The organism is Microbacterium sp. (genome assembly GCF_049650565.1).
GTDB lineage: Bacteria > Actinomycetota > Actinomycetes > Actinomycetales > Microbacteriaceae > Microbacterium.
Genome location: NZ_JBASAK010000002.1, coordinates 1 through 21,670, shown reverse-complemented (window position 1 = coordinate 21,670; position 21,670 = coordinate 1). Strand labels below are relative to the sequence as shown.

Genomic DNA, 21,670 nt, shown 5'->3' with positions numbered 1-21,670 from the left:
GATCATGTCCTCGCGCGAACCGGGGTTCGGGCCGTAGCCCTGCGACATGCCCATGCAGCCCAGGCCGATGGCGGAGACCTCGAGTCCGACGCCGAGTGTGCGCGTTTCCATGGTGTGCTCCTTCGCGGTCTCCGACGAGCGTACGCCGCACGGCACGAGTCCGGATGCAGGCGATGGCGCCGAGCGGTGGAGGAACACGGAGCGGTTCAGCGCCCGTCGAGGAGGATGGCCGTCAGGCGGGGACCGCACTGGTGGTCATGACCAGCAGCTGCGGGTCGCTCAGGTCCAGCGCGACGGTGATGGATCCGAAAGCCTGCAGCGAGCGCACGTGGGTTCCGCCGCACAGGAAACCGACCTCGCCCTCGGGCAGCACACTGCGCCAGGTGCGGCGATCCGTGATGCGCGGCCCGTCGACATCGATGCGGCTTTCGCCGCCGGCCGCCACCCAGCCGGCCAGCAGCTCATTGATGCGGTCCTGTCGCTCCCGGAGCGACTCGGCGAACGCGGCGGAGTCGAAGCCGGCCTTGCGCAGGCTCTTGCCCAGCCGGTACTCGTCGACGCTGCCGTCGGCGTGGATGACGCTGGTCTGATTCGCGCGCCCCTCGAAGTCCGGGTGGCCGAGCGGGTCGACGCCGGTCTCCTTGTGCCAAAGATCGGCCAGCGCGGCGTCCAGCGCCAGCGAGGCCAGGTGGCAGGCGGTATGTCCGCGGCTCAGCGCGCCGCGGCGCGCGGCATCCACGTCCAGCGTCGCCGTCGCGCCGACTGAGACGGATGCCGGGATCTCGCCCTCGATGCGATGCGCGACGAGCCAGGTCCAGCCGTCGGTGCCGCGCTTCACGGGGATGTCGGAGCCGACGGCGAAGACGCCCTCATCGCTGAGCGCGGCCATCACGGCCTCGGTGACGATCAGCCGGTCCTCTCCGACGGTCAGCGCACCGGAGTCACCGGGCTGATCCGGCCAGGTGTGGTCGACGGGATGGAACGGCGTCACATCCGTGACGACCACGCCGGCCTCGCGGTCGACCAGCACCACCTCGCCCTCACCGGTGAGCGCTCCCCGGGGGAACGACACGAATGTGGGCTGGACGGACTGCGAATCTGGCACGATTCCACTCTGCCAGATCAGGACCGGCGGACTGCGCTCAGTGGTTCGGCGGGATGGTGAAGCTGGCCAGCCTGTCGCCGGACACGACGAAGATGCCGTCGGACTCGCCGTTGAAGACGCTGCTCGCCCAGGCGAAGCGGATCCGGGTGGTGTCGCCGTCGGTCTCCGCGGACAGCACGGTCATCCTCGCCCCGGCGCCGATGGCGTCGCTGCCGGCCCACGCGCGTACGCCATCGGGGCCGGAGGTGACCGTGCCCCAGTCGCTGATGAATCCGTCGGCCGTGAACGCGGCGACGAAGGCGTCGGTGTCGGCGTCGTTGATCGCGTCGACCATCGCCCGGACGGGTGCGGGAAGGTTCGTCATCATCGTCTCCGGTTCGGTGTCGATTCTCAGGGCGTGAGCACCTGCGCGGTGCCGACCGCGGCATCCGGACCCATCTCGTCGGCGATGCGGTTCGCCTCTTCGATGAGGGTGGCGACGATGTCGGACTCCGGGACGGTCTTGATGACCTGGCCCTTGACGAAGATCTGCCCCTTGCCGTTGCCGGATGCGACCCCGAGGTCCGCCTCGCGCGCCTCGCCGGGGCCGTTGACGACGCAGCCCATGACCGCCACGCGCAGCGGCACCGTGAGGCCCTTCAGCCCCTCGGTGACGTCGTTGGCGAGCTTGTACACGTCGACCTGCGCACGACCGCACGACGGGCAGGAGACGATCTCCAGCGTGCGCTCGCGCAGGTTCAGCGACTGCAGGATCTGGTGGCCGACCTTGACCTCCTCCACGGGCGGAGCCGACAGCGACACGCGGATGGTGTCGCCGATGCCCTCGCTGAGCAGGATGCCGAACGCCGTGGCGCTCTTGATGGTGCCCTGGAACGCGGGACCGGCTTCGGTCACGCCCAGGTGCAGGGGCCAGTCGCCGCGCTGCGCGAGCAGCCGGTACGCCTGGACCATGACGACGGGGTCGTTGTGCTTGACGGAGATCTTGAAGTCGTGGAAGTCGTGCTCCTCGAACAGCGACGCCTCCCACACGGCGCTCTCGACGAGCGCCTCGGGCGTGGCCCTGCCGTACTTCTCCAGCAGGCGGCGGTCCAGCGACCCGGCGTTCACTCCGATGCGCAGCGACACGCCGGCGGCCTGGGCGGCCTGGGCGATCTTGCCGACCTGGTCGTCGAACTTGCGGATGTTGCCGGGGTTCACGCGCACGCCCGCACATCCGGCGTCGATGGCCTGGAACACGTACTTGGGCTGGAAATGGATGTCGGCGATGACCGGGATCTGGCTCTTGGCCGCGATGATGTGCAGCACGTCGGCGTCGTCCTGCGAGGGCACGGCCACGCGCACGATCTCGCAGCCGGATGCCGTGAGCTCGGCGATCTGCTGCAGCGTGCCGTTGATATCGGTGGTCTTCGTCGTGGTCATCGACTGCACGCTGATCGGGGCGTCACCGCCGACGAGCACCTTGCCGACCCTGATCTGGCGGGACTTGCGACGAGGCGCGAGGACTTGGGGGACGCGCGGCATCCCGAGGTTCACTGCTGGCACCCCTCAAGGCTACCGCCGACGGATCGATGAGGGCTGGATGCCGGGCATCAGCACCCGTCTCTCAGGATGCCGACCGCATGCGTCCGCGCAGGATCGGGATGCCGCTGATCAGCAGCAGCGGCACGACGCACAGTGCGGCGAGCGCGTAACCGGCCTGCGTCGGGAAGACGTCTTCCGGCTCGGTGGCCGCCGCCAGCAGCAGGCCCGCAAGGGCGCTGCCGATGCTGAAGCCCACGCTGCGCACGATCTGGTTGATGGAGAGCACGCTGGCGGTCTCCTCGGCCGGAGCGCCGGCGAGCACCAGCGCGGGCATGACCGCCGAGGCGCCGCCGACCCCGTAGCCCAGCACTCCCATGGCGACGAGCACGGCGATCAGCGACTGCGGCAGGACGGCGAACAGGATCGCCACGATCGCCACGGCGGCCGCGCACGCGACAAACATCCAGTCGTCGCCCAGCCGCGCGGTCATCCGCGGCGAGAACCGTCCGGCGACGAAGCCCAGCAGCGAGAACGGGATGAGCGCCGCACCGGCCAGCACTCCGGACAGACCGAAGCCGTAGCCCGCCTCCAGCGGCGTCTGAACGTACCGGGTGAGCAGCGAGAACAGCAGGTACATGCCGATGCCGGCCAGCAGCATGGCACAGTTCGCGCGCAGGACGCCGCGGCTGACGAGGATTCGCAGGTCCACGAGGGGCGCGGCCGCGCGGCGCTCGACGAGCGCCCAGGCGACGAGCGCTGCAGCGCCGACGAGCAGGATGCCGACGCCGAACAGCGGCTGATGCCAGATCGCCGGCTGAGCCACCACCAGCAGCACACTCAGCAGGCCGATGCCCAGCAGCACGGCGCCGGGCAGGTCCAGGCGCGGTGCCGGTCGGGGCGCGTCCCGCGGGACCACACGCCAGGCGATGAGCACCGCCAGCAGCGAGAGCAGGAATCCCGCGCCGTACGCGGTGCGCAGCCCCGAGAGCTGATCCAGCAGGCCCATCAGCGGATAGGCGATCCCGATGCCGACCGTGCTGGCCACCGCGACAGTCGCGATCGTGGACTTCGCCTGCACGGGATCCAGATGATCGCGGGCGATGCTCATCAGCAGCGCCGTCACCCCGAGACCCAGGCCTTGGAGTGCGCGCCCCACCAGCAGGATGCCGAACGACAGCGGCAGCGCGGTGAGCAGACCGCCCAGCGCGACCAGTCCGAGCGCGGCCAGCAGCGACGCGCGACGGCGCGGACCGGCGCCCAGCCTGCCCAGGATCGGCGCGGAGACGGCTCCTGCGAACAGCGTGATCGTCAGCGTCCACTGCGCGGCATCCAGCGGCACGGCGAGATCGAGGGCGACCGAGGTGATCAGCGGTGCGCCGACTCCGCCGATCACGGCGCCGAGGAACGCGATCGTCAGCAGGGCGGTGCCCAGCCTGCGGGTCATGGACCCGAGCGTACGACCTGCGCTCGTCGGGGACCTGTCGGCGACATCCCGAGGGACTCCGGGCGGCTCCCCGTCACGGGGTCGGGAACGGCATCCGCTCTGTGGTACTTTCGCGGTATGTCCGCGACCCGCTCCTGGTGGCCCGCCTCCTAGGCGGTGTTTCGCGTACCCACGAGACTCGACCGCCTTCCGGGGCGGTCTTTTTCGTGTCCGCACCGGATCCTCTGAATCTGGAGAGAACATGACCGCTCTGCCCGACCGCATCCGCGAGCTCACCGCCGACCCGGAGGCGTCGTTCGTGCTCATCGCCCGCGAGGGCTGCGTGGAGCTGCTGACCGGCGAGCTCATCGACGTCGAGGTGCTGGCCGACATCCCGCTGCACGGCGAGGACGGTCCGCGCGAGGTCTTCGCGATGGTGCCGTACCGACAGGTGCGTGAGCGCGGCTTCGCCGCGCAGGACGATGGCACGCCGCTGCGCTGCCTGCTGGTGGCGGAGCACGAGCGGACGGATGCCGCAGAACTGGCCGCCACACTCCCCTCAGCCCGCATCCCGCTGCACGACGGCGGCTTCGACATCTCCGACGAGGAGTACGCCGAGATCGTGCAGCGCGTGATCACGGACGAGATCGGCCGCGGCGAGGGCGCGAACTTCGTCATCCGCCGCGACTACACAGCCGAGTTCGAGGGCGATGACCGCACGGCCGCGCTGACCTGGTTCCGGGCGCTGCTCGAGCACGAGCGCGGCGCGTACTGGACCTTCGCGGTGATCACCCCCGGGCACATCGCCGTCGGCGCGAGCCCCGAGGCGCACGTCGTCGCGCGCGGCGGCGTGGTGACCATGAACCCCATCTCCGGCACCTTCCGCCACCCGGCGGGCGGCGCGACGCGCGAGACGCTGGGCGAGTTCCTCTCCTCCACGAAGGAGACCGAGGAGCTGTTCATGGTCGTCGACGAGGAGCTGAAGATGATGAGCCAGGTCTGCTCCGACGGCGGGCGCATCACCGGCCCGCATCTGAAGGAGATGTCGCGGCTCACCCACACCGAGTACATGCTCCGAGGGCGCAGCCGGCTGGACCCGCGCGAGATCCTGCGCGAGACCATGTTCGCGCCGACCGTCACCGGCTCCCCGATGCAGAATGCCTGCACGGTGATCCAGCGGCATGAGCGCGCGCCGCGGGGCTACTACTCCGGCGTCGCCGCACTCTTCACACCCAACGCCGCAGGCGGGCATGACCTGGACGCGCCCATCCTCATCCGCACGGCGTACCTCGACCGAGGACGCCTGCGCGTGCCGGTGGGCGCCACGCTCGTGCGGCACTCAGACCCGTTCGGCGAGGTCAGCGAGACCCACGGCAAGGCCGCCGGCGTGCTGGGGGCGATCGGCGCCATCGAGCGGGACGTCGCGGCCGAGACCCGCGACGACGATGCCCCGGCACCCGCCGTGCTCGCGGATGACCCCGAGATCGCCGCCCTGCTGGCATCGCGCAACACCCGCCTGGCCGATTTCTGGATGCAGCCGCAGGACGTGCAGCCCGGCGGTCGCTTCGCGGGGAGCACGGCGCTGGTCGTGGATGCCGAGGATCGCTTCACCACGATGCTGGCGCACCAGCTGAGGCACCTCGGCCTCGACGTGACCATCGCCCCCTGGTCGGAGGTGAGCGACGAGCAGATCGACTCCGCCGATCTGGTGGTGTCCGGGCCGGGCCCCGGCGACCCCCGTGACGGCTCCTCGCCGCGCATCGTCCGCATGCAGCAGGTCGTCGTGCGCCGCCGTGCGGCCGGTGCTCCCCTGCTGGCGGTGTGCCTGAGCCACCAGATCCTCGCCGACGGCCTGGGCATCGACCTGGTGCCCCTGGACTCCCCCTACCAGGGCGTGCAGAAGACCATCCCGGTGTTCGGGCAGAACGCCTCCGTGGGCTTCTACAACACCTTCACCGCACGCGTCGCGCCCGGCACGACGAGGGTGGACGCGGCCGAGGTGGCGGCGGATGCCTCGACCGGCGACGTGTACGCGCTGCGCGGCCAGCGCTTCGCCTCGATCCAGGGCCACCTGGAGTCCATCCTGTCCCGCGACGGCTACGCGACCCTGGAGCGGCTGGTCGCGCACGCACTGGCCTGAGGCCGTCAGCCCAGGAGGTTCATGGGTTTGACGATGTCGGCGATGATCAGCAGCGCACCCATCGCGATCAGCAGCACCGCCACGACCACGGTGACCGGCACGAGCCGGGTGGCGTCCACCGGCGCGGGCTCGGGGCGACCGGTGATCGTGGCCCAGGTGCGCTTGATGCCGTCCCAGAGCGCCACCACGATATGCCCGCCGTCCAGTGGCAGCAGCGGGATGAGGTTGAAGACGAACAGGGCGATGTTCAGCGCGCCGAGCAGGTTCAGCAGCACGCCCAGGCGGTTCAGCACCGGGGCATCCGTCGCCGCGACCTCACCGGCGATCCGGCCGACTCCCACCACGCTCAGGGGTCCGTTGGGGTCGCGCTGCGAACCGGTGAACAGGGACTCCCCCACGTTCCAGAGCTTGGCGGGCAGGTTGATCACCAGCGAGGTGACGCCCTGCACCTGCTGCATGGCCAGCTCGGCGCCCGTACCGATGGGCTGCTGCGCGTACTCCAGCTTCGCGGTGATGCCGGCGTAGCCGACGCTGCGCGTGACCGGCCTGCCCGCCTTGTCCTGCACGGGCCTGCCCGAGGCATCCACCTCGCCGCGCTCGGCCGCGACCGGCGTGAGCTGCAGAGTCTTCTGCTGGCCGTCGCGACGCACGACGACGTCGAGCTCCCTGCCCGGGGAGTCCTGGATGATCTGCGAGGCCTGCGCGAACGAGGTGATCTTCGCGCCCGCCACGCTCACCAGTTCATCGCCGGGCTCGAACCCGGCCTGTGCTGCGGGCGCCACGGGGTCGGAGGGCTTGCAGGTCTGCTGCGCGACGCCTGCCGGGACCACGCACTGGGTGATGCCGGCGACGGTGGTCGACGCCTGCTGGATGCCGATGCCGGACGCCATCAGCGTGAACATCAGCACGGCGAGGACGAGGTTCATCACCGGCCCGCCCAGCATGATGATGACGCGCCTGTACACCGGCAAGCGGTAGAAGACCCGCTCTTCGGCGCCGTCGGCGATGGTCTCGTCGTTCGCGGTGCGGGCATCCTGCACCAACGCGGCGAAGACCCCCCGGGCCGCCCGGGTCTTCGTGGAGGGCGGGTACATCCCAGACATGGAGATGAAACCGCCCAGGGGGAGAGCCTTGAAGCCGTACTCGGTCTCGCCGATGCGCCTGGACCACACCCGCGGACCGAAGCCGATCATGTACTGGCCGACTCGCACGCCGAACAGCTTGGCGGGCAGCAGATGGCCGACCTCGTGCAGCCCGATCGACAGGCCGAGGCCCACGAGCATGAACACGATGCCGCCCAGATACAGCAGGATCTCCACCCGACCACGGTAGTGGCTGCGTCGAGGAATCCGCTGTGCCCGACGTCCTTCCCTCCCGCCTCTTTCCTCTAGGCTGGTCGTGTGACCCCGAGGCAGCTGCGGATCGTGAGAGGCGCCGCCGCATCCGTCACCGCCACTCTCCTCGCCGCGGTGTCCCACACAGTCGGCGGCGGGCAGGCGCCGAATCCGCTGCTCATGCTCGCGGTCTCCGTACTGCTGGCCCCGCTCGCCGCTGTGGTCGTGGGACGCACCGCGCGGCTGGTGGGCATCGCCGGCGCGGTGACGATCACACAGGTCTTCTTTCACGTGCTGTTCGCGGTCACCGGCGACATTCCGCGTGCAGGAGCGGTGCCGGGCCCCCACCGGCACGGCGCGCTCACCCCCGCGGATCTGGCCGTCGTGATGTCCCCTGCCCACGCTTCGAGCCTCGACGCTCCGATGCTCGTCGCGCACCTGTGCGCCGCCGTGGTCACCACGGTGCTGCTGTGGCGCGGCGAGCTCGTCCTGCGCGCGATCACGCGCTGGGTGCGTGCCGTGCTGCGCCGCCGAGAGCCCGTGCTCCGAACGAGCACGCCGTTCCGCGCGACACCCGACGACACGGCGACGACGAGCCCGCTGAGCCGCATCCTGCTCGGCGACGTCTGCCGGCGCGGCCCTCCTGCGCCCTCCTGCGGCTGATCCCCGGATCGGCCATCGCCCGCCCTCTCACCGAGACGGCGGTACTCGTCGCGGGCCACGGCACCGGCCGCCCGCACATCGCATTCAGGAGAACTCTCATGACCATTTCCCTTCGCCGCGGCGCGATCATCGCTGCAATCGCCGCGGGCATCGTCATCGCGACGCCCGCCATGGCCAGCGCGCACGTCGGCGTCTCGCCGGACGCCGTCCCCCGCGACGCGTCGACGCTGCTGACCTTCTCGTTCTCGCACGGCTGCGTGGAATCACCCACGACGTCGCTGCGGATCACGATCCCGGACGGGTCGCCCGTCGCGGATCCGACGTTCGACGCCGCGTGGGACACCCAGATCGAGAAGGGCGCGGACGGCTACACGTCGGCGATCACGTACACGGCCGTCCGCCCCGTGCCCCAGGGCGTGCGCGGCGCCGTCAGCCTCTCGTTCCGCCCTGCAGAGGATGCGCCTGAGAACCTCGCCTTCCCTGTGGAGCAGACCTGCGAGACAGGGACGAACGAGTGGACCGAGGTGGCGAAGAAGGGCCAGGACCCGGAGTCGCTGGAGTCCCCCGCGCCCGCGATCACGCTGACGAAGACCGCCACCACCCCGGTGGCGGGTGACCACGGCGATCATGCGGATGCCGCATCAGACGATGAGCCGTCGACGGCGGACGCCTACCCCGTCGTGCCGACCGTGCTCGGCGCTGGCGGACTCGTGGCCGGGATCGCCTCCCTCGTCGTGGCGGTGGCCGCGTACCGACGCCGCGCCTGACGATCAACGCGTGCGCCGTCCATCTGCAGACGGCGCACGCCTGGCGCGGCGGGTCGCCGCGCGGGCGGGCGGCCCGCTGCGTGAGATCATGGAAGACGATATGACCACTACGCCCTCTCTGCCGCCCGTGCTCCGCCCCGCCGACCCACCCCGTCGTTCCCTGGCCGAGCTCGCCGACCGCTTCGCTCAGGAGGTCCGCGGCGATCTCGCGGGCGTCCAGCTCAGCGGCATCACCCTCGCCACCGCCGACCTGCGTGCTGGCGAGGCATTCGTCGCCATCCACGGCGTGAACCGGCACGGCGCCGAGTTCGCGCAGACCGCCGCCGATCAGGGCGCCGTCGCCATCATCACCGACGCCGAAGGCGCGGACATCGCGGCATCCGCCGGTCTTCCGATCCTCATCGTCGAGGACCCGCGCGCGGTGCTGGGCGAGCTGAGCGCGTGGGTGTACGGCACCGGCGCCTCCGATCCGCTGCCCGTGCTGTTCGGCACGACCGGCACCAACGGCAAGACCAGCGTCTCGCACCTGCTGCAGGGCATCCTCGACCAGCTGGGCGTGGTCTCGGGCCTGTCGTCGACTGCTGAGCGGCACATCGCCGGCGAGGTCATCGTCTCGCGACTGACCACGCCCGAGGCATCCGAGATGCACGCGCTGCTCGCCCTCATGCGAGAGCGGGACGTGCAGGCCGTCGCCGTCGAGGTCAGCGCGCAGGCGCTGTCGCGGCACCGCGTGGACGGCCTCGTGTTCGACGTGGCCGGTTTCACGAACCTCACGCACGACCATCTCGACGACTACGCCGACATGGAGGAGTACTTCCAGGCCAAGCTGCCGCTGTTCACCCCCGCGCACGCGCGCCGAGGCGTGGTGAGCCTGGACTCGCCCTTCGGCGCCCGCGTCGTCTCCGCCTCGACGATCCCCGTCGTGACCGTCGGCACGCCGTCGATCGCCTCGGACCCGGATGCTGCGAAGCAGGCCGACTGGGTCGTCACCATCGATGACGAACGGCAGAACGGCACGCTGTTCACCCTCACCGCGCGCGATGGTCGCGCACTGACCACCCTGGTGCCCGTGATCGGACAGCACATGGCCGCCAATGCCGGCCTGGCCGTCGTGATGCTGCTCGAGGGCGGCTACGACTGGGCCCGCCTGGTCTCGGCGCTGGAGCGCGACAGGCAGATCATCGCCTATCTGCCCGGTCGCACGCAGTTCGTCTCCGGCGAGCAGGGGCCCGCCGTGTACGTGGACTTCGGGCACTCCCCGGACGCCTTCGAGAAGACCCTCGCCGCCGTGCGCCGCGTCACGCCCGGCAAGGTGCTCATGCTGTTCGGCGCCGACGGCGACCGCGACGCCACGAAGAGGTACGACATGGCCCGCACGGCCGTGGAGGGCAGCGACATCCTCGTGATCACCGACCACCACCCGCGCTTCGAAGACGCTGCGTCCATCCGCGCGACGCTCGTCGCGGGTGCCCGCAAGGCGCGGCCGGATGCCGAGATCCACGAGTTCACGCCGCCCGAGAAGGCCATCGTCGAGGCCGTGGGCCTGGTCGGCGACGGCGACGCGATCCTGTGGGCCGGTCCCGGTCACCAGGACTACCGCGACATCCGCGGCGTGCGCACCCCGTACTCGGCCCGCGAGCTCGCCCGCCGCGCGCTCATCGCCGCCGGCTGGCCGGCGCCTGCCTCGCACTGGCCCGTCCCCTACGACGACGAGGTCTGACAGCCGCGCCTTTCAGGAGGCGGCGGCGATGAGGGCGTCTGCCTTCGCACGGGCCCAGGTCTCGGCATCCGCCAGAGTCTCGACCGTCAGCTCGCCGTCGGGCGGCTCGTGCGCATCGACAACGCGCTGGATGGTGTCCACGATGCCGAGGAACGGCGATCGCCCCTCATGGAACGCGTTCACGGCCTGCTCGTTGGCGGCGTTGTAGACGGCGGGATAGGTCCTGCCCGCACGCCCCACGGCCTTGGCCAGAGCCACGGCGGGGAACGCCTCGGAATCCAGCGGTTCGAAGGTCCAGCTGGACGCCTGTCTCCAGTCCAGCGGGCGGCCCACGCCGCCCACGCGGTGCGGCCAGTCCAGCCCGAGCGAGATGGGCAGTCGCATGTCCGGCGGCGAGGCCTGCGCGATCGTCGAGCCGTCGACGAACTCCACCATCGAGTGCACGATGGACTGCGGATGCACGACCACCTCGATGTCGTCGTAGTCCACGTCGAACAGCAGGTGAGCCTCGATGACCTCCAAGCCCTTGTTGACCAGGGTCGCGGAGTTGGTGGTAACCATGCGGCCCATGTTCCAGGTCGGGTGCGCGAGCGCCTGCGCCGGGGTCACCTCGGTGAGCTCGGCGCGGCTGCGGCCGCGGAAGGGACCGCCGGATGCCGTGACCACGAGCCTGCGCACCTCGCCGGCCGCGCCCGCACGCAGTGCCTGTGCGATGGCGGAGTGCTCGGAGTCGACGGGCACGATCTGATCCTCGCCTGCTGCCGCGCGGACGAGCTCACCACCGACGATCAACGACTCCTTGTTGGCCAGGGCCAGCGTGCGGCCCTCTTTCAGCGCGGCAAGCGTCGAGCCCAGGCCGATCGAGCCGGTGATGGCGTTGAGCACGACATCCGCCTCGACGTCGCGCACCAGCTGCTCGGACTCCTCGGCGCCCAGTGCCGTGTGCTCGACGTGGAGCTCCTCGGCCTGCTGGGCCACCAGCTCGGCGTTGGTGCCCGCCGAGAGACCCACCAGTTCGAAACGCCGCGGATTGGCTCGGATCACGTCCAGAGCCTGCGTTCCGATGGAGCCAGTGGAGCCGAGCACGATGATGCGACGCATACCGCCAGCCTAACGACGACGCGGCGACCCCGAGAGGATCGGGACCGCCGCGTCTGGAGGATGCTCTACCCGGCCGCGACGTGCTGCGTGGCGAGGATGTCGATCACGAACACCAAAGTGGAGTTCGCCGGGATCGATCCCTGGGCCTTGTCGCCGTAGCCCTCGGCCGGCGGGATGACCACGAGCACCTGCGAGCCGACCTTCTGACCGGCCAGCGCCTTCACGAAGCCGGGCACGTAGGCATTGCCGGGCACGGTGATGGGCTCGCCCTTCTTCCACGACGAGTCGAAGCTCTTGCCGTCGGCCCACGTGACGCCGTAGTACTGCAGCAGCGTGGTGTCGCCGTCAGCCACCGGGCCGCCGTCACCCTCCTTGAGCACGGAGATCTTCAGGTCTGCGGGCGCGTCGGTCTTGGGGATCGTGATGGCGGGCTCGCCGTCCTTGGCCAGCTTGACAGCCGGCATCCCCTCGACCGGGGCCTGATCCTTGCCCCACGCCGCCGTCGGGCTGGTCTTCAGCACGTCGATGACGTACACCTGCGAGCCCGTGCCACCCTGCTGAGCGGGGAAGGCCGCGGCGATGCGGGTGCCGAGCGGAACGCATCCGATCACCTGTGCCAATGTCTGGTTGGCCAGCACGTTCTGCGGAAGGATCTCGTCAGCCTTGTAGCCGAGGTCGCCGATGCGCTTGCCGGTGGCGGTGTCGAACGCACTGATCGCGTACGTGACGTAGTCGCCCTTCTTGATCGTCGCGCCGTCGCCCTTGCTGACGACGGTGCGCTGCAGGTCCTTCACCTTCTGCTTGAGTGCGAAGGTGGCCGTGGAGGGCGTGCCGAAGTCACCGGTGATCTTCACGCTGTCGGACACGGCGCCGGGCTTCACGGCCTGCGAGCAGACGTCGCCGGAGGCGTCCGAGCTCTGGGAGGACGATGGATCCGGCGAGGACGAGCCTGAACAGCCGGCGAGCAGCATCGCCGACACGGCGAGGGTGGAGAGGAGGGCGAGGGGATGCAGGCGCAAGATGAGACCTCGAAATCGCTGGACGGAAGAGATCATCTTCCCGCATCGGGCTTTGCTGTGGCTGAATGCCGGGTCCCCGTCGACATTCCATCACGGGCATGTGCGGCTGGATAAACTTCTCGGATGAGTTCTGAGCAGTCCGGCGGATCCGAGCACGAACCGGAATCGCACACCCCACGACATGCAGGATTCAAGTACAAGGTCGGACGCATGGTCGCCACTCCCCTGGCCCGCGTGGTCTACCGGCCCCGTATCGAGGGCCGCGAGAACGTGCCGCGCACCGGGCCGGTGATCCTCGCCAGCAACCATCTGTCGTTCATCGATTCGATGGCCATCCCGGTCGCCGCCCCTCGGCCCGTGCACTTCCTCGCGAAGTCGAGCTACTTCGAGGGCACGGGGCTGAAGGGCGCGCTCTCGCGCGAGTTCTTCACGTCGGTCGGTGCGATCCCGGTGCGCCGCGGCGGAGGTCAGGCCGCGCTGGACGCGCTGGACCAGCAACGGCAGCTGTTGGAGGAGGGCCTCGCCGTCGCGCTGTACCCAGAGGGCACCCGCTCTACCGACGGCCGTCTGTACAAGGGCCGCACGGGCGTGGCGTTCCTGGCCCTGCAGACCGGCGCACCCGTGGTGCCGGTGGGGCTGATCGGCACCGATCGCGTGATGCCGGTGGGCGCGAGGATGCCGTCAGTGAAGGAGCGCATCAGGGTGCGCTTCGGCGAGCCGATCGACGTCTCCAAGCATGGCCCCGCCAGCAGCGGCAAGGCCAGGCGCCTGGCGACCGACGAGATCATGGCCGCCATCCACGCGCTCAGCGGGCAGGAGCTGGCCGGCGTGTACAACGAACCGCCGGCGCAGAGTCCGATCGAGAAGCTCAAGCAGGCCCTGCCGCACGAGCGCCGCTAGGACTCAGCCCACCGTGACAGTCGGTTCGAAGCGCACGGGGAAGTTGACCGAGTTGGCGATGAAGCACCACTCGTGAGCCTGGTGGTGCGCCTCACGAGCGGCCTCGACCATGGACGCGTCGGCGACGGTCACCTGCGGATGCAGCACGACCTCGGTGAACGAACCGCCGCTGCGCCCGTCCTCGCGCATCACTCCGGTGGCCTCGTCACGGTACGAGGTGAGCACGACGCCCCGGGTGACGCACACGTGCAGGTACGAGAGCAGGTGGCACTCCGACAGGGCCGCGACCAGCATGTCCTCCGGGTTCCAGCGAGTGGGGTCGCCGCGGAAGGGCTTGTCGGAGGAGGCCAGCAGATCGGGCTTGCCGGCAGCGCGCACCACCACATCGCGGGTGTAGTCGCGGTAGCCGCTGGTGCCCGTGCCGAGATTGCCGGTCCAGGTGGTCGTGAGCGCGTAGCGGTGTTCGCCGAGCGGATGCTGTGCCATGGGACGAGTCTGGCACCTCTCCGCGCGCCGGGGCTCTTCCTGGGCCCGCAGAACCCGCGCAGTAGGCTGGTGTGGTGCTCGAGACCCTGACTGCCCGTGATGCCGTCGAACTCGCGATCGTGGAGCGCAGTGGCTTCGTGGAGTCCCGCCATGCCGGCGCCGCGATCGTGCTGTCCCCGGAGGGCGAGGTCATCGCCCAGCACGGCAACGCCGAGGCTCTGATCCTTCCACGATCGAGCCTCAAGCCCCTGCAGGCCGTCGCGAGTCTGACGGCCGGTGCAGTGCTCGACGGCGAGCAGCTCGCGCTGGGCACCGCCAGCCACACCGGCACCGACCGGCACGTCGAGGTCGTGCGCGAGATGCTCACCGCAGCAGGTCTCACCGAGGACGACCTGGCCTGCCCACCGGCCTGGCCCTCCGACGCGGCGACACGCCGCGAGATGATCCGCGACCACGCGGGCGAGGCCCGCATCCGGATGAACTGCTCCGGCAAGCACGCGCTCATGCTGCGGGCGTGCGTGGCGACGGGCTGGCCGACCGCCGGCTACCTCGAGCCCGCGCACCCTTTGCAGGTGCACATCCGCGAGGTCGTGGAGCGGCTGACCGGCGAGCGGATCGCGCACACAGCGGTCGACGGCTGCGGCGCGCCCGTGCACGCCATCACCCTCGCGGGGCTCGCGCGCGGCATCCACCGCATCGGCTCCGCCTCGGAGCGGTCGCCGTTCGCCCTGCACCGCGTCGCAGGCGCCCTGGTGCGCGCGGTGCGCGAGAACCCGTGGACGATCGCCGGTCCCGGTGAGCCGGACACCATCGCGACCGAGACGCTCGGCGTCTTCTCGAAGGGCGGCGCCGAGGGCGTGATGGTGATGGTCGCCCCGGATGCCACCACGGTGGCGCTGAAGATGCTGGACGGCAGCGGCCGCGCAGCAGCGGTCGTCGCGGCCACGCTGCTGGCCCGTGCGGGTGCGGTGAGTGAGGCCGATGTCGCCGAACTGACCGCAGCACTGCCGCTGGATATCCTCGGCGGCGGACAGCCGGTGGGAGCAGTGCGCCCTGCACCGGGGATCTGACCCGAGCACTCAGCTCAGCAGCACGCGCTGCGGCTGGCTCCCCGCCTGCACGCTCCATGCTCGATCGGCGTGCAGCTGCGCGTAGGGCGGCAACTCCCTGACTCCGGCGAGCTGGCGCAGTTCGGTCGCGCATTCCGCGGCGACCACCAGCTCGCCCGTCGTGCGGATCCCCTGCAGCAACGTCCACTGCGCGCGCCACTCCTCGGGGTCGCCGACGACGATCACCGCGTCCTCGGCTGCGGGCGCGCCGGGCGCGAGGTCGCGCAACGACATCACCCGGTGCCCTGGATGTGCTGAGGCCAGCACGGCCGCGGTGGCGGCGACGGCCGGCGTGATGATCCCGGTGCGCGCGAGCCTCGGCTGCCATTCACAGCTCTCCGACGTGCGCTGATCGAGTTGCGCGCCCGCTGCAGGCAGGCACAGCTGCACCTCGAGGCCGTCCACCCAGGCGCGACCGGCAAGGCGCCCGCGGTCGAACGCCGATGGCTCGCCGCCCGCGGCGATGTGCTCGACCTTGCTGGTCAGCCGCAGCAGCGCACGTCTCGGCACGGCGTCGATCAGCCTGCCCACCGGGCCGGACACCCGCGACATGGTGATCACCGTGGTCGACGCAGCGCGCACGATCAGCTCCCAGCGGTTCGTGAACACCTGCGCGTAGTCCGGCGGGTACTTCGCTGCCAGCAGATCCAGGTCGTCGCACAGCACGGGTCCGTGCGCGCCCGTGCAGAGCTGCGCCACGGCATCCCAGGCCTGCTCGGGGTCCTGCGGGATCACGACGGCGTCCGGCAGCTGTGCCGCCAGCATGGCCACCGCAGTGCTCTTCCCCGACCCTGGTCCTCCGATGACCGCGAGTCCATCGCCTTCGGCCAGGCGCAGCCACGGCTGGCGCTGCCGATCGGGCTCATCCGCACGCCCCAGCACGACACCCGCGGACAGCTCGTCGGCGGGGAGCTCCAACCTCGACGGAAGCTGCGGCAGCCACGGGCTGGGCTGAGCCCGATGTCCGCCCCAGCGCCGAGCCGCAGCCTCGATGTCCGCATCGGCTGTGAGAGCGATACGAGCAAGCTCGGCGCGGTTGTCGCGCGGGCGGCGCACGAACGCCAGCCCCCGCGATTCCGTGCCGCCGGGCAGCTCCGCCGCGGCGTCCGATCCGATCACGAAGCGGCTGTCGGCGGGCTCCGCCACGCGCAGGCTGATGCGCAGCGGGCAGTTGGCCGCCAGCGCGTCGCGGATCACGCCACTGGCCCGCTGCGTGCCCAGCACGAGGTGCATGCCCAAGGCCCTGCCGCGCGCCGCGACATCGGTGAAGACGGCTCCGAGGTCCGGATGCTCCTGCAGCAGGGCGGCGAACTCGTCGATGACGATCACCAGCCGGGACAGCTCGGCGCACTCCTCGACGTCGCGCACTCCGGCCCGCCCCAGCGCAGCCTCGCGACGGCGCAGCTCCGCGGTGAGGCTGCCCACGCCACGCCGCGCCCCCTCCGCATCCAGGTCCGTGATGACCGCCACCACGTGCGGAAGACGGCGCAGCGGGTCGAACGCCGTGCCGCCTTTGAAGTCCACCAGGACGAATGCCAGCTCCTCCGGCGAATGCGTCGCGGTCAACGCCGTGATCCAGCTGGTCAGCAGCTCGCTCTTGCCCGTTCCGGTCATCCCCGTGACGATGGCATGCGGCCCGTCCTCGACAAGCGACACGCTCAGATCGCCGCGCTCCCCCCGCCCGATCGCCGCGGCCAGGCCGCCGGCATCCGCTGCTCCGAGCTCGTCGAGGCCGATCCGGTCCGGGATCGCGGTCTCGGTGTCCGCCCTGGCAGCGAGATCCGCGCCGATGATGCGCGCCTGCTGAACCGACAGCGCTTCGACCGCCAGCTCGCGGTCTCCGTCGGGTGTGCGCATCCGGGAACAAGCGGGCACACTGCAGTCCAGCACGGTCGTCACACCCTCCGGTGGCTCCTCCCCCGGCATCCGGATGCAGATCGTCGCGTCAGTGCGCCCATCGCCCTCCCCGAGCGCGAGCCGGAAGGCGGCGCGCCTCCTGCCGACATGCGGATAGCCGCTCAGGCCCCAGACGCTGATCGCCTCGCCGCTGATCCCCAGCAGTGAGGGGCCGAAGCGCAGGCACAGCTGCACGACGATCGCCCTCGCGACGGCCTCGGCGACGGGTCCCGCAGCGCGGACGCAGATGCCGCGGCCCAGCGGCACCGACACGGGTGCGTCGCCCAGCTCTCTCGCGCGGGTGCGGAACGCCCGCGAGCGGTCGTCGTCCCCTCCACGGGCCTGCACGGCGCTGGGCCGTACGCCCCGCCCGAGTACCACGAGGGTGCGCTGATCCGGAGCCTCCCCACTGCGCAGCGGCGGGTCCTGCAGGCTCTGGACGACTCCCGGCTCTCGACGCCAGGCGTCCGCGTGCTCCTGCGCGTGCAGGCGCTCCAGTTCGGTCTCGGCCCGCTCCCAGGCCGCGTCGCTCTCCTCGCGGCCCCGACGACGCTCCCTGAGCCGTGTACGCAGCCCATCGACGTACGACGCGACCAGCATCAGCGGCCCGAGGGCGGCGAAGCAGAGTGCGAACAGCGAGCCCGTCACCAGCCACAGCACGATGCCTGCGGCGACGGGCACCACCGCGGCCAGCAGCGGCAGGGGCGGTCGGCGGGTGTCAGCGGGTGCGGACGGCAGGACGATGGTCGTGGACTCCATGCCGCCCATTCGACAGCATCAGCCCTCTCGAAAACGGCCTATCCACAGGCCGCGGGCGTCATTCCGCGGAATCGGCGTCTGTGGAGGAAGACTCGGGAAGGATCACCTGCACGACGATCACGGTCACGTTGTCGCGGCCGCCGTTCTCCAGCGCCGCATCGACCATGGCATCCACAGCGGCGCCCGGATCGGGGTTCTCGCGCAGGAAGTGCAGGATGCCGTAGTCCGTGAGCTCCTTGGTCAGCCCGTCCGAGCACACCACCAGGCGATCGCCGTCACGCAGGTCCACGATCACGTAATCGGGCGCGACGAGCTCGCTGGCGCCCACCGCGCGCGTGATGACATTGCTGTAAGGATGCCCGTCGGCCTCCTCCGGGCTGATCTTCCCCGAGGCGATCAGCTCCTGCACCACCGAGTGATCCGTCGTGACCTGCGCGAGTCGCTCGTCGCGGGCGAGATACACGCGGGAGTCGCCGATGTTCAGCACGACCCACCGGTGGATGCCGTCCTCGTCGGTGTCGAGGTACGCGCCGGTCAGCGTGGTGCCGGTGCCCTCGTCGGTGGTGTCCGGATGCTGATGGATGTCGTCGACGGCCAGATGCAGGGCGGCCTGGATCGCGGCGTCCGAGACCTCGCCCGCGGTGACCATCTCATCCAGCCGCGCGATCGTGCATTGGCTGGCGATCTCGCCGCCGGCGTGCCCGCCCATGCCGTCGGCGACGACGAACAGCGGATAGCGGGCCAGGTAGGAGTCCTGATTGTTCTCGCGACGCCGACCCCGATCCGTCGCCCCCGCCCAGGCGAGCTGCAGCTCGGCGCTGACGCGGTGCGTCTGCGTTGTGGTCTCAGGCACGAATGGTCTCCGTCGATCGGGAGGACGCCATCGCGTCCTGCTGGTACAGCATCATCGTAATCGTGACGCGCTCACATCACCGACGCGGGATCCTCGGGCAGGGGGAACAGCCCGTCGATCAGCGCCAGATCCTCGGCCGTCGGCGTCCAGGCATCCGCGGCGGCGGCATTGGCCTCGATCTGCTCCGGTCGGGTCGCTCCAGCGATCACGCTGGACACTCCGGGCTGCGCCAGCAGCCAGCCGAATGTGGCCTGCAGCATCGTGATCCCGCGTTCGTCGCAGAACCGCTGGTAGGCCTCCAGCGCGTCCCACGGCGCGTCCGCCCAGATGTGCGGGCGAGTGTCCATGATGCGGCTGCCCGCGGGCCCGCCCTCGCGGCTGAATTTGCCGGTGAGCAGCCCGTTCTTCAGCGGGAAGTAGGGGAAGAAGCCCAGCCCGTAGCGGTTCGCGGCCGGCAGCACCTCGCGCTCGGAGGCGCGCGCCAGCAGCGAGTAGTGGTTCTGCGCCGAGATGAACCGGCCGGTGGAGCGGGCGCGGGCGGTGAACTCCGCCTCGGCCATCTGCCAGCCGGTGAAGTTGGAATGGCCGTAGTAGCGGATCTTCCCCTCGCGCACGAGCTCGTCCAGCGCGTCGATGGTCTCGGCGATGGGCGTCTCGGGGTCGGGCAGATGCAGCTGGTACAGGTCGATCCAGTCGGTGCGCAGCCTGCGCAGCGAGTGCTCCACCGCCAGCCTCACGTAACGGCGCGAGCCGCGCCCGCCGGGGAAGTCGTAGCCCATGTCGCGCGCGTGCCCGAACTTGGTGGCCAGCACCACGCGGTCGCGGCGGCCCTCGAGTGCCTCGCCCATCAGCTCCTCGCTGCGCCCGGCCTCAGCGCCGTACATGTCAGCGGTGTCGAAGAAGAAGACCCCGCTGGCCAGCGCCGCATCGATCACGGCGCGGGTGCCCTCCAGCGTCTGCGTCACGGTCCCCGCACGGCCGAAGTTGTTGCAGCCGAGCCCGGTTGCGGACACGACAAGGCCGGATGCACCGACGCGGCACTGCGAAGTTCCCATGCGTCCCACACTATCGGTGCGCGGACCGGCAGACGCGACAGCGCCTCCGACCATGAGATCGGAGGCGCTGCCGCTGATGCCGTCAGCTCACGCGGGCGGCTGCGCCGGGCCTGCCGGAGGTTCGGCATCCGGGCCGGGCGCCGCCGGCGGCTCGTCGCCGGCGGGAGGTGCCGGAGGCGCAGGAGGCGCAGGAGGCGCCGCGGGAGGAGCAGTCGGCGGAACCGGAGCCGCAGGCGGGGTCGCCGGCGGCGGGACCGGAGCGCCGGGGGCCGCCGGAGCCGGCCCGGGGGCACCCGGAACCTGCGGTACGCCAGAGCCCGGCTGCTGCGGGGCCGCATATCCCGGCTGAGCCGGATAGCCGGGCTGCGGAGCTCCATAACCGGGCTGGGCCGGGTAGCCTTGCTGCGCCGGGTAGCCGCCATAGGGAGCGCCGTAGCCGGGCGCGGGAGCCGCTCCGGCCTGCACGGGGATCCCCTGCCAGACCGTGCGGTCGGCGAAGAAGCTGTTCGAAGCCCAGCCGGACGGCGGGATGTTCGCGTTCCAGCGCGACGAATCGAAGGCGTTGATGCCCTCCCACACGAGGCTCAAGAAGATGTACAGCACCACCCAGGCGCCGTCCTTCTGCAGCTTCTGGCCGATGCGGTAGGCGGCGAGGATGCTCATGACGGTGGTGCCGATACCGGCGATCCAGCCGATGAAGGGAATGCCCGCGATCACCCACCCGAACACGAGCCACGGGCTCACATCGCCGAGCTTGAAGAAGACCATCATGTTGTACAGGGGAACCCAGGCGCGCCATCTGCCCTGCACGCCGGCCTTGTCGAAGATCTTCATCAGGAACCAGGCGCTCAGCAGGTAGCCTGCAATGCTCAGCAGGAAGATGGCGAAGAAGTACACGCCGAGGAACCCGTAGGCATATCCGGCCCCGTAGTCGTCGTAGCCCATGAGACTCACATTTCTCCGGTCGAAGGAGACGGCTCTCGCCCCCGATGCGCGGTCGAAGCCGCGTACAGGCCATGCTATCCAGGTCGTTCCCGGCAGGGCAATGATGTGAGACGCACGGCGCGTCACGTGACGGCGATGAGCTCCAGCACTCCGGCATCCGCTGTCGGGCGCAGCGGAACGCCCTCCGCGACAGCCCACTCCAGCAGAGAGCGCGCGGAGCGCACTCGCGGTCGCGACCGGGCGAGGGAGCGCACCAGCAGCCCCTTGGACTTCTTGTTGAAGTGATTCAGCGCGCGTCCGGTCTCGGTGACCACCCGCACGTAGGCCGCCGGAGCGGATGCCGGGACCGGACCCAGCGCGACATAGGCCTCGCTGCGGAGATCCAGGATGAATCCGATATCCGCCAGCTCGGCGCTCACGGCGTCGGCCCAGTGCCGTCGCAGCGGAGGGATGCCTGGCACGGATGCTGCGGCGCCCAGCCGGTACAGCGGAATGGCGTCCAGCGCGCCGACCGGTCCGAACGGCGCCGAGTGGATCATCACGTTGGCACCCAGCCAGCGACGCGCGGCGGCGTCCAGTTCGGCGGCATCCAGCGCGTCGTACAGCACGCCGGTGTAGCGGTCGACGGCGGCCATCGTGGGTGCCGTGCGCAGCATCCCATCGTGCTCGATCTCCCCCAGCTGGCGATCGCTGAGGCCCAGGACTCGCCTCGCCTCAGCAGGGTCGTCGGCCAGGGCGACCAGCGCATCGATGCAGGCCTCGCGCTGGGCTGCGAGCCCGGGGAGGGCGAGACCGCCGACATCCAGGGGCCGGTTGCGACCGCCGGGCCGCTTGGTCTCGGAAGGAGGCAGGAGGATCTTCATGTGCTCCACGC

The 21,670-nt window shown here is 70.6% G+C and carries 19 protein-coding genes and 1 pseudogene; 6 read left to right on the top strand and 14 right to left on the bottom strand.

Annotated features, from left to right (window positions below; all coding sequences use genetic code 11):
- The 5 genes and pseudogenes from WA967_RS00220 to WA967_RS00200 all read right to left on the bottom strand — a co-directional run.
- Window positions 1-111: pseudogene (locus WA967_RS00220) on the bottom strand (aldo/keto reductase); the annotation flags it as partial.
- Between the two features lie 121 nt (window positions 112-232).
- The gene (locus WA967_RS00215; protein ID WP_424418823.1) at window positions 233-1,105 is read right to left on the bottom strand and encodes a hypothetical protein; all 873 of its coding nucleotides are present in this window, start codon (window positions 1,103-1,105) and stop codon (window positions 233-235) included.
- A gap of 37 nt (window positions 1,106-1,142) precedes the next feature.
- The gene (locus WA967_RS00210) at window positions 1,143-1,469 is read right to left on the bottom strand and encodes a nuclear transport factor 2 family protein (RefSeq protein WP_424418821.1); all 327 of its coding nucleotides are present in this window, start codon (window positions 1,467-1,469) and stop codon (window positions 1,143-1,145) included.
- A gap of 26 nt (window positions 1,470-1,495) precedes the next feature.
- Window positions 1,496-2,626, bottom strand: a complete 1,131-nt coding sequence (gene ispG, locus WA967_RS00205) for a flavodoxin-dependent (E)-4-hydroxy-3-methylbut-2-enyl-diphosphate synthase (RefSeq protein ID WP_424418824.1) — start codon at window positions 2,624-2,626, stop codon at window positions 1,496-1,498.
- An 82-nt stretch (window positions 2,627-2,708) separates the two neighbouring features.
- Window positions 2,709-4,070, bottom strand: coding sequence for an MFS transporter (locus WA967_RS00200; protein ID WP_424418819.1), 1,362 nt, complete (start codon window positions 4,068-4,070; stop codon window positions 2,709-2,711).
- Between the two features lie 241 nt (window positions 4,071-4,311).
- Here WA967_RS00200 and WA967_RS00195 point away from each other — a divergent pair, with 241 nt between their 5' ends.
- Entirely contained in the window at window positions 4,312-6,189 is a 1,878-nt protein-coding gene (locus WA967_RS00195; protein WP_424418817.1) for an anthranilate synthase family protein, read from the top strand.
- 5 nt (window positions 6,190-6,194) lie between these two features.
- Here the strand turns inward: WA967_RS00195 and WA967_RS00190 are convergent, their stop codons facing one another.
- Entirely contained in the window at window positions 6,195-7,508 is a 1,314-nt protein-coding gene (locus WA967_RS00190; RefSeq protein WP_424418815.1) for a M50 family metallopeptidase, read from the bottom strand.
- A gap of 81 nt (window positions 7,509-7,589) precedes the next feature.
- On the opposite strand from WA967_RS00190, the gene WA967_RS00185 reads away from it, so the two are divergent.
- The 3 genes from WA967_RS00185 to WA967_RS00175 all read left to right on the top strand — a co-directional run bounded on the left by WA967_RS00185 (window position 7,590) and on the right by WA967_RS00175 (window position 10,673).
- Window positions 7,590-8,186, top strand: a complete 597-nt coding sequence (locus WA967_RS00185; RefSeq protein WP_424418813.1) for a hypothetical protein — start codon at window positions 7,590-7,592, stop codon at window positions 8,184-8,186.
- A 98-nt stretch (window positions 8,187-8,284) separates the two neighbouring features.
- Window positions 8,285-8,953: a DUF1775 domain-containing protein gene (locus WA967_RS00180; RefSeq protein ID WP_424418812.1), complete on the top strand. Its 669-nt coding sequence runs from the start codon at window positions 8,285-8,287 to the stop codon at window positions 8,951-8,953.
- Between the two features lie 100 nt (window positions 8,954-9,053).
- Window positions 9,054-10,673 carry a Mur ligase family protein gene (locus WA967_RS00175; RefSeq protein ID WP_424418810.1) on the top strand — a complete coding sequence of 540 codons (1,620 nt, stop codon included), beginning with the start codon at window positions 9,054-9,056 and terminating at the stop codon, window positions 10,671-10,673.
- Window positions 10,674-10,685: 12 nt separating this feature from the next.
- On the opposite strand, the gene dxr is transcribed toward WA967_RS00175, so the two are convergent.
- Both dxr and WA967_RS00165 read right to left on the bottom strand, forming a co-directional pair.
- Complete coding sequence (dxr, locus tag WA967_RS00170; RefSeq protein ID WP_424418808.1) at window positions 10,686-11,774, bottom strand: 1-deoxy-D-xylulose-5-phosphate reductoisomerase; 1,089 nt, start codon at window positions 11,772-11,774, stop codon at window positions 10,686-10,688.
- Between the two features lie 65 nt (window positions 11,775-11,839).
- Complete coding sequence (locus WA967_RS00165; RefSeq protein WP_424418806.1) at window positions 11,840-12,793, bottom strand: FKBP-type peptidyl-prolyl cis-trans isomerase; 954 nt, start codon at window positions 12,791-12,793, stop codon at window positions 11,840-11,842.
- 123 nt (window positions 12,794-12,916) lie between these two features.
- On the opposite strand from WA967_RS00165, the gene WA967_RS00160 reads away from it, so the two are divergent.
- Window positions 12,917-13,693, top strand: a complete 777-nt coding sequence (locus WA967_RS00160; protein WP_424418804.1) for a lysophospholipid acyltransferase family protein — start codon at window positions 12,917-12,919, stop codon at window positions 13,691-13,693.
- A 3-nt stretch (window positions 13,694-13,696) separates the two neighbouring features.
- On the opposite strand, the gene WA967_RS00155 is transcribed toward WA967_RS00160, so the two are convergent.
- Window positions 13,697-14,179, bottom strand: a complete 483-nt coding sequence (locus WA967_RS00155; RefSeq protein WP_424418802.1) for an OsmC family protein — start codon at window positions 14,177-14,179, stop codon at window positions 13,697-13,699.
- Window positions 14,180-14,253: 74 nt separating this feature from the next.
- Between WA967_RS00155 and WA967_RS00150 the strand changes: the two genes are divergently transcribed.
- Window positions 14,254-15,249: an asparaginase gene (locus WA967_RS00150; RefSeq protein ID WP_424418800.1), complete on the top strand. Its 996-nt coding sequence runs from the start codon at window positions 14,254-14,256 to the stop codon at window positions 15,247-15,249.
- A 9-nt stretch (window positions 15,250-15,258) separates the two neighbouring features.
- Here the strand turns inward: WA967_RS00150 and WA967_RS00145 are convergent, their stop codons facing one another.
- From WA967_RS00145 to WA967_RS00125, 5 genes are all read right to left on the bottom strand, one after another.
- Complete coding sequence (locus WA967_RS00145) at window positions 15,259-17,943, bottom strand: FtsK/SpoIIIE domain-containing protein (protein ID WP_424418799.1); 2,685 nt, start codon at window positions 17,941-17,943, stop codon at window positions 15,259-15,261.
- Between the two features lie 58 nt (window positions 17,944-18,001).
- Entirely contained in the window at window positions 18,002-18,796 is a 795-nt protein-coding gene (locus tag WA967_RS00140) for a PP2C family protein-serine/threonine phosphatase (RefSeq protein WP_424418797.1), read from the bottom strand.
- A gap of 71 nt (window positions 18,797-18,867) precedes the next feature.
- Window positions 18,868-19,851: an aldo/keto reductase gene (locus WA967_RS00135; RefSeq protein WP_424418795.1), complete on the bottom strand. Its 984-nt coding sequence runs from the start codon at window positions 19,849-19,851 to the stop codon at window positions 18,868-18,870.
- 87 nt (window positions 19,852-19,938) lie between these two features.
- On the bottom strand, window positions 19,939-20,796 hold the full coding sequence (locus WA967_RS00130) for a DUF5684 domain-containing protein (RefSeq protein WP_424418793.1): 858 nt from the start codon (window positions 20,794-20,796) through the stop codon (window positions 19,939-19,941).
- Window positions 20,797-20,918: 122 nt separating this feature from the next.
- Window positions 20,919-21,670 (bottom strand): YaaA family protein (locus WA967_RS00125; protein WP_424418791.1); only part of this gene is annotated, 752 nt, incomplete at its 5' end.

Coding starts and splice junctions, on each gene's coding strand:
- WA967_RS00175 (WP_424418810.1), top strand. CDS start 9,054: ATGACCACTACGCCCTCTCTGCCGCCCGTGCTCCGCCCCGCCGACCCA.
- WA967_RS00135 (WP_424418795.1), bottom strand. CDS start 19,851: ATGGGAACTTCGCAGTGCCGCGTCGGTGCATCCGGCCTTGTCGTGTCC.
- WA967_RS00130 (WP_424418793.1), bottom strand. CDS start 20,796: ATGGGCTACGACGACTACGGGGCCGGATATGCCTACGGGTTCCTCGGC.
- WA967_RS00155 (WP_424418802.1), bottom strand. CDS start 14,179: ATGGCACAGCATCCGCTCGGCGAACACCGCTACGCGCTCACGACCACC.
- WA967_RS00145 (WP_424418799.1), bottom strand. CDS start 17,943: ATGGAGTCCACGACCATCGTCCTGCCGTCCGCACCCGCTGACACCCGC.
- dxr (WP_424418808.1), bottom strand. CDS start 11,774: ATGCGTCGCATCATCGTGCTCGGCTCCACTGGCTCCATCGGAACGCAG.
- WA967_RS00210 (WP_424418821.1), bottom strand. CDS start 1,469: ATGACGAACCTTCCCGCACCCGTCCGGGCGATGGTCGACGCGATCAAC.
- ispG (WP_424418824.1), bottom strand. CDS start 2,626: ATGCCGCGCGTCCCCCAAGTCCTCGCGCCTCGTCGCAAGTCCCGCCAG.
- WA967_RS00200 (WP_424418819.1), bottom strand. CDS start 4,070: ATGACCCGCAGGCTGGGCACCGCCCTGCTGACGATCGCGTTCCTCGGC.
- WA967_RS00195 (WP_424418817.1), top strand. CDS start 4,312: ATGACCGCTCTGCCCGACCGCATCCGCGAGCTCACCGCCGACCCGGAG.
- WA967_RS00160 (WP_424418804.1), top strand. CDS start 12,917: ATGAGTTCTGAGCAGTCCGGCGGATCCGAGCACGAACCGGAATCGCAC.
- WA967_RS00180 (WP_424418812.1), top strand. CDS start 8,285: ATGACCATTTCCCTTCGCCGCGGCGCGATCATCGCTGCAATCGCCGCG.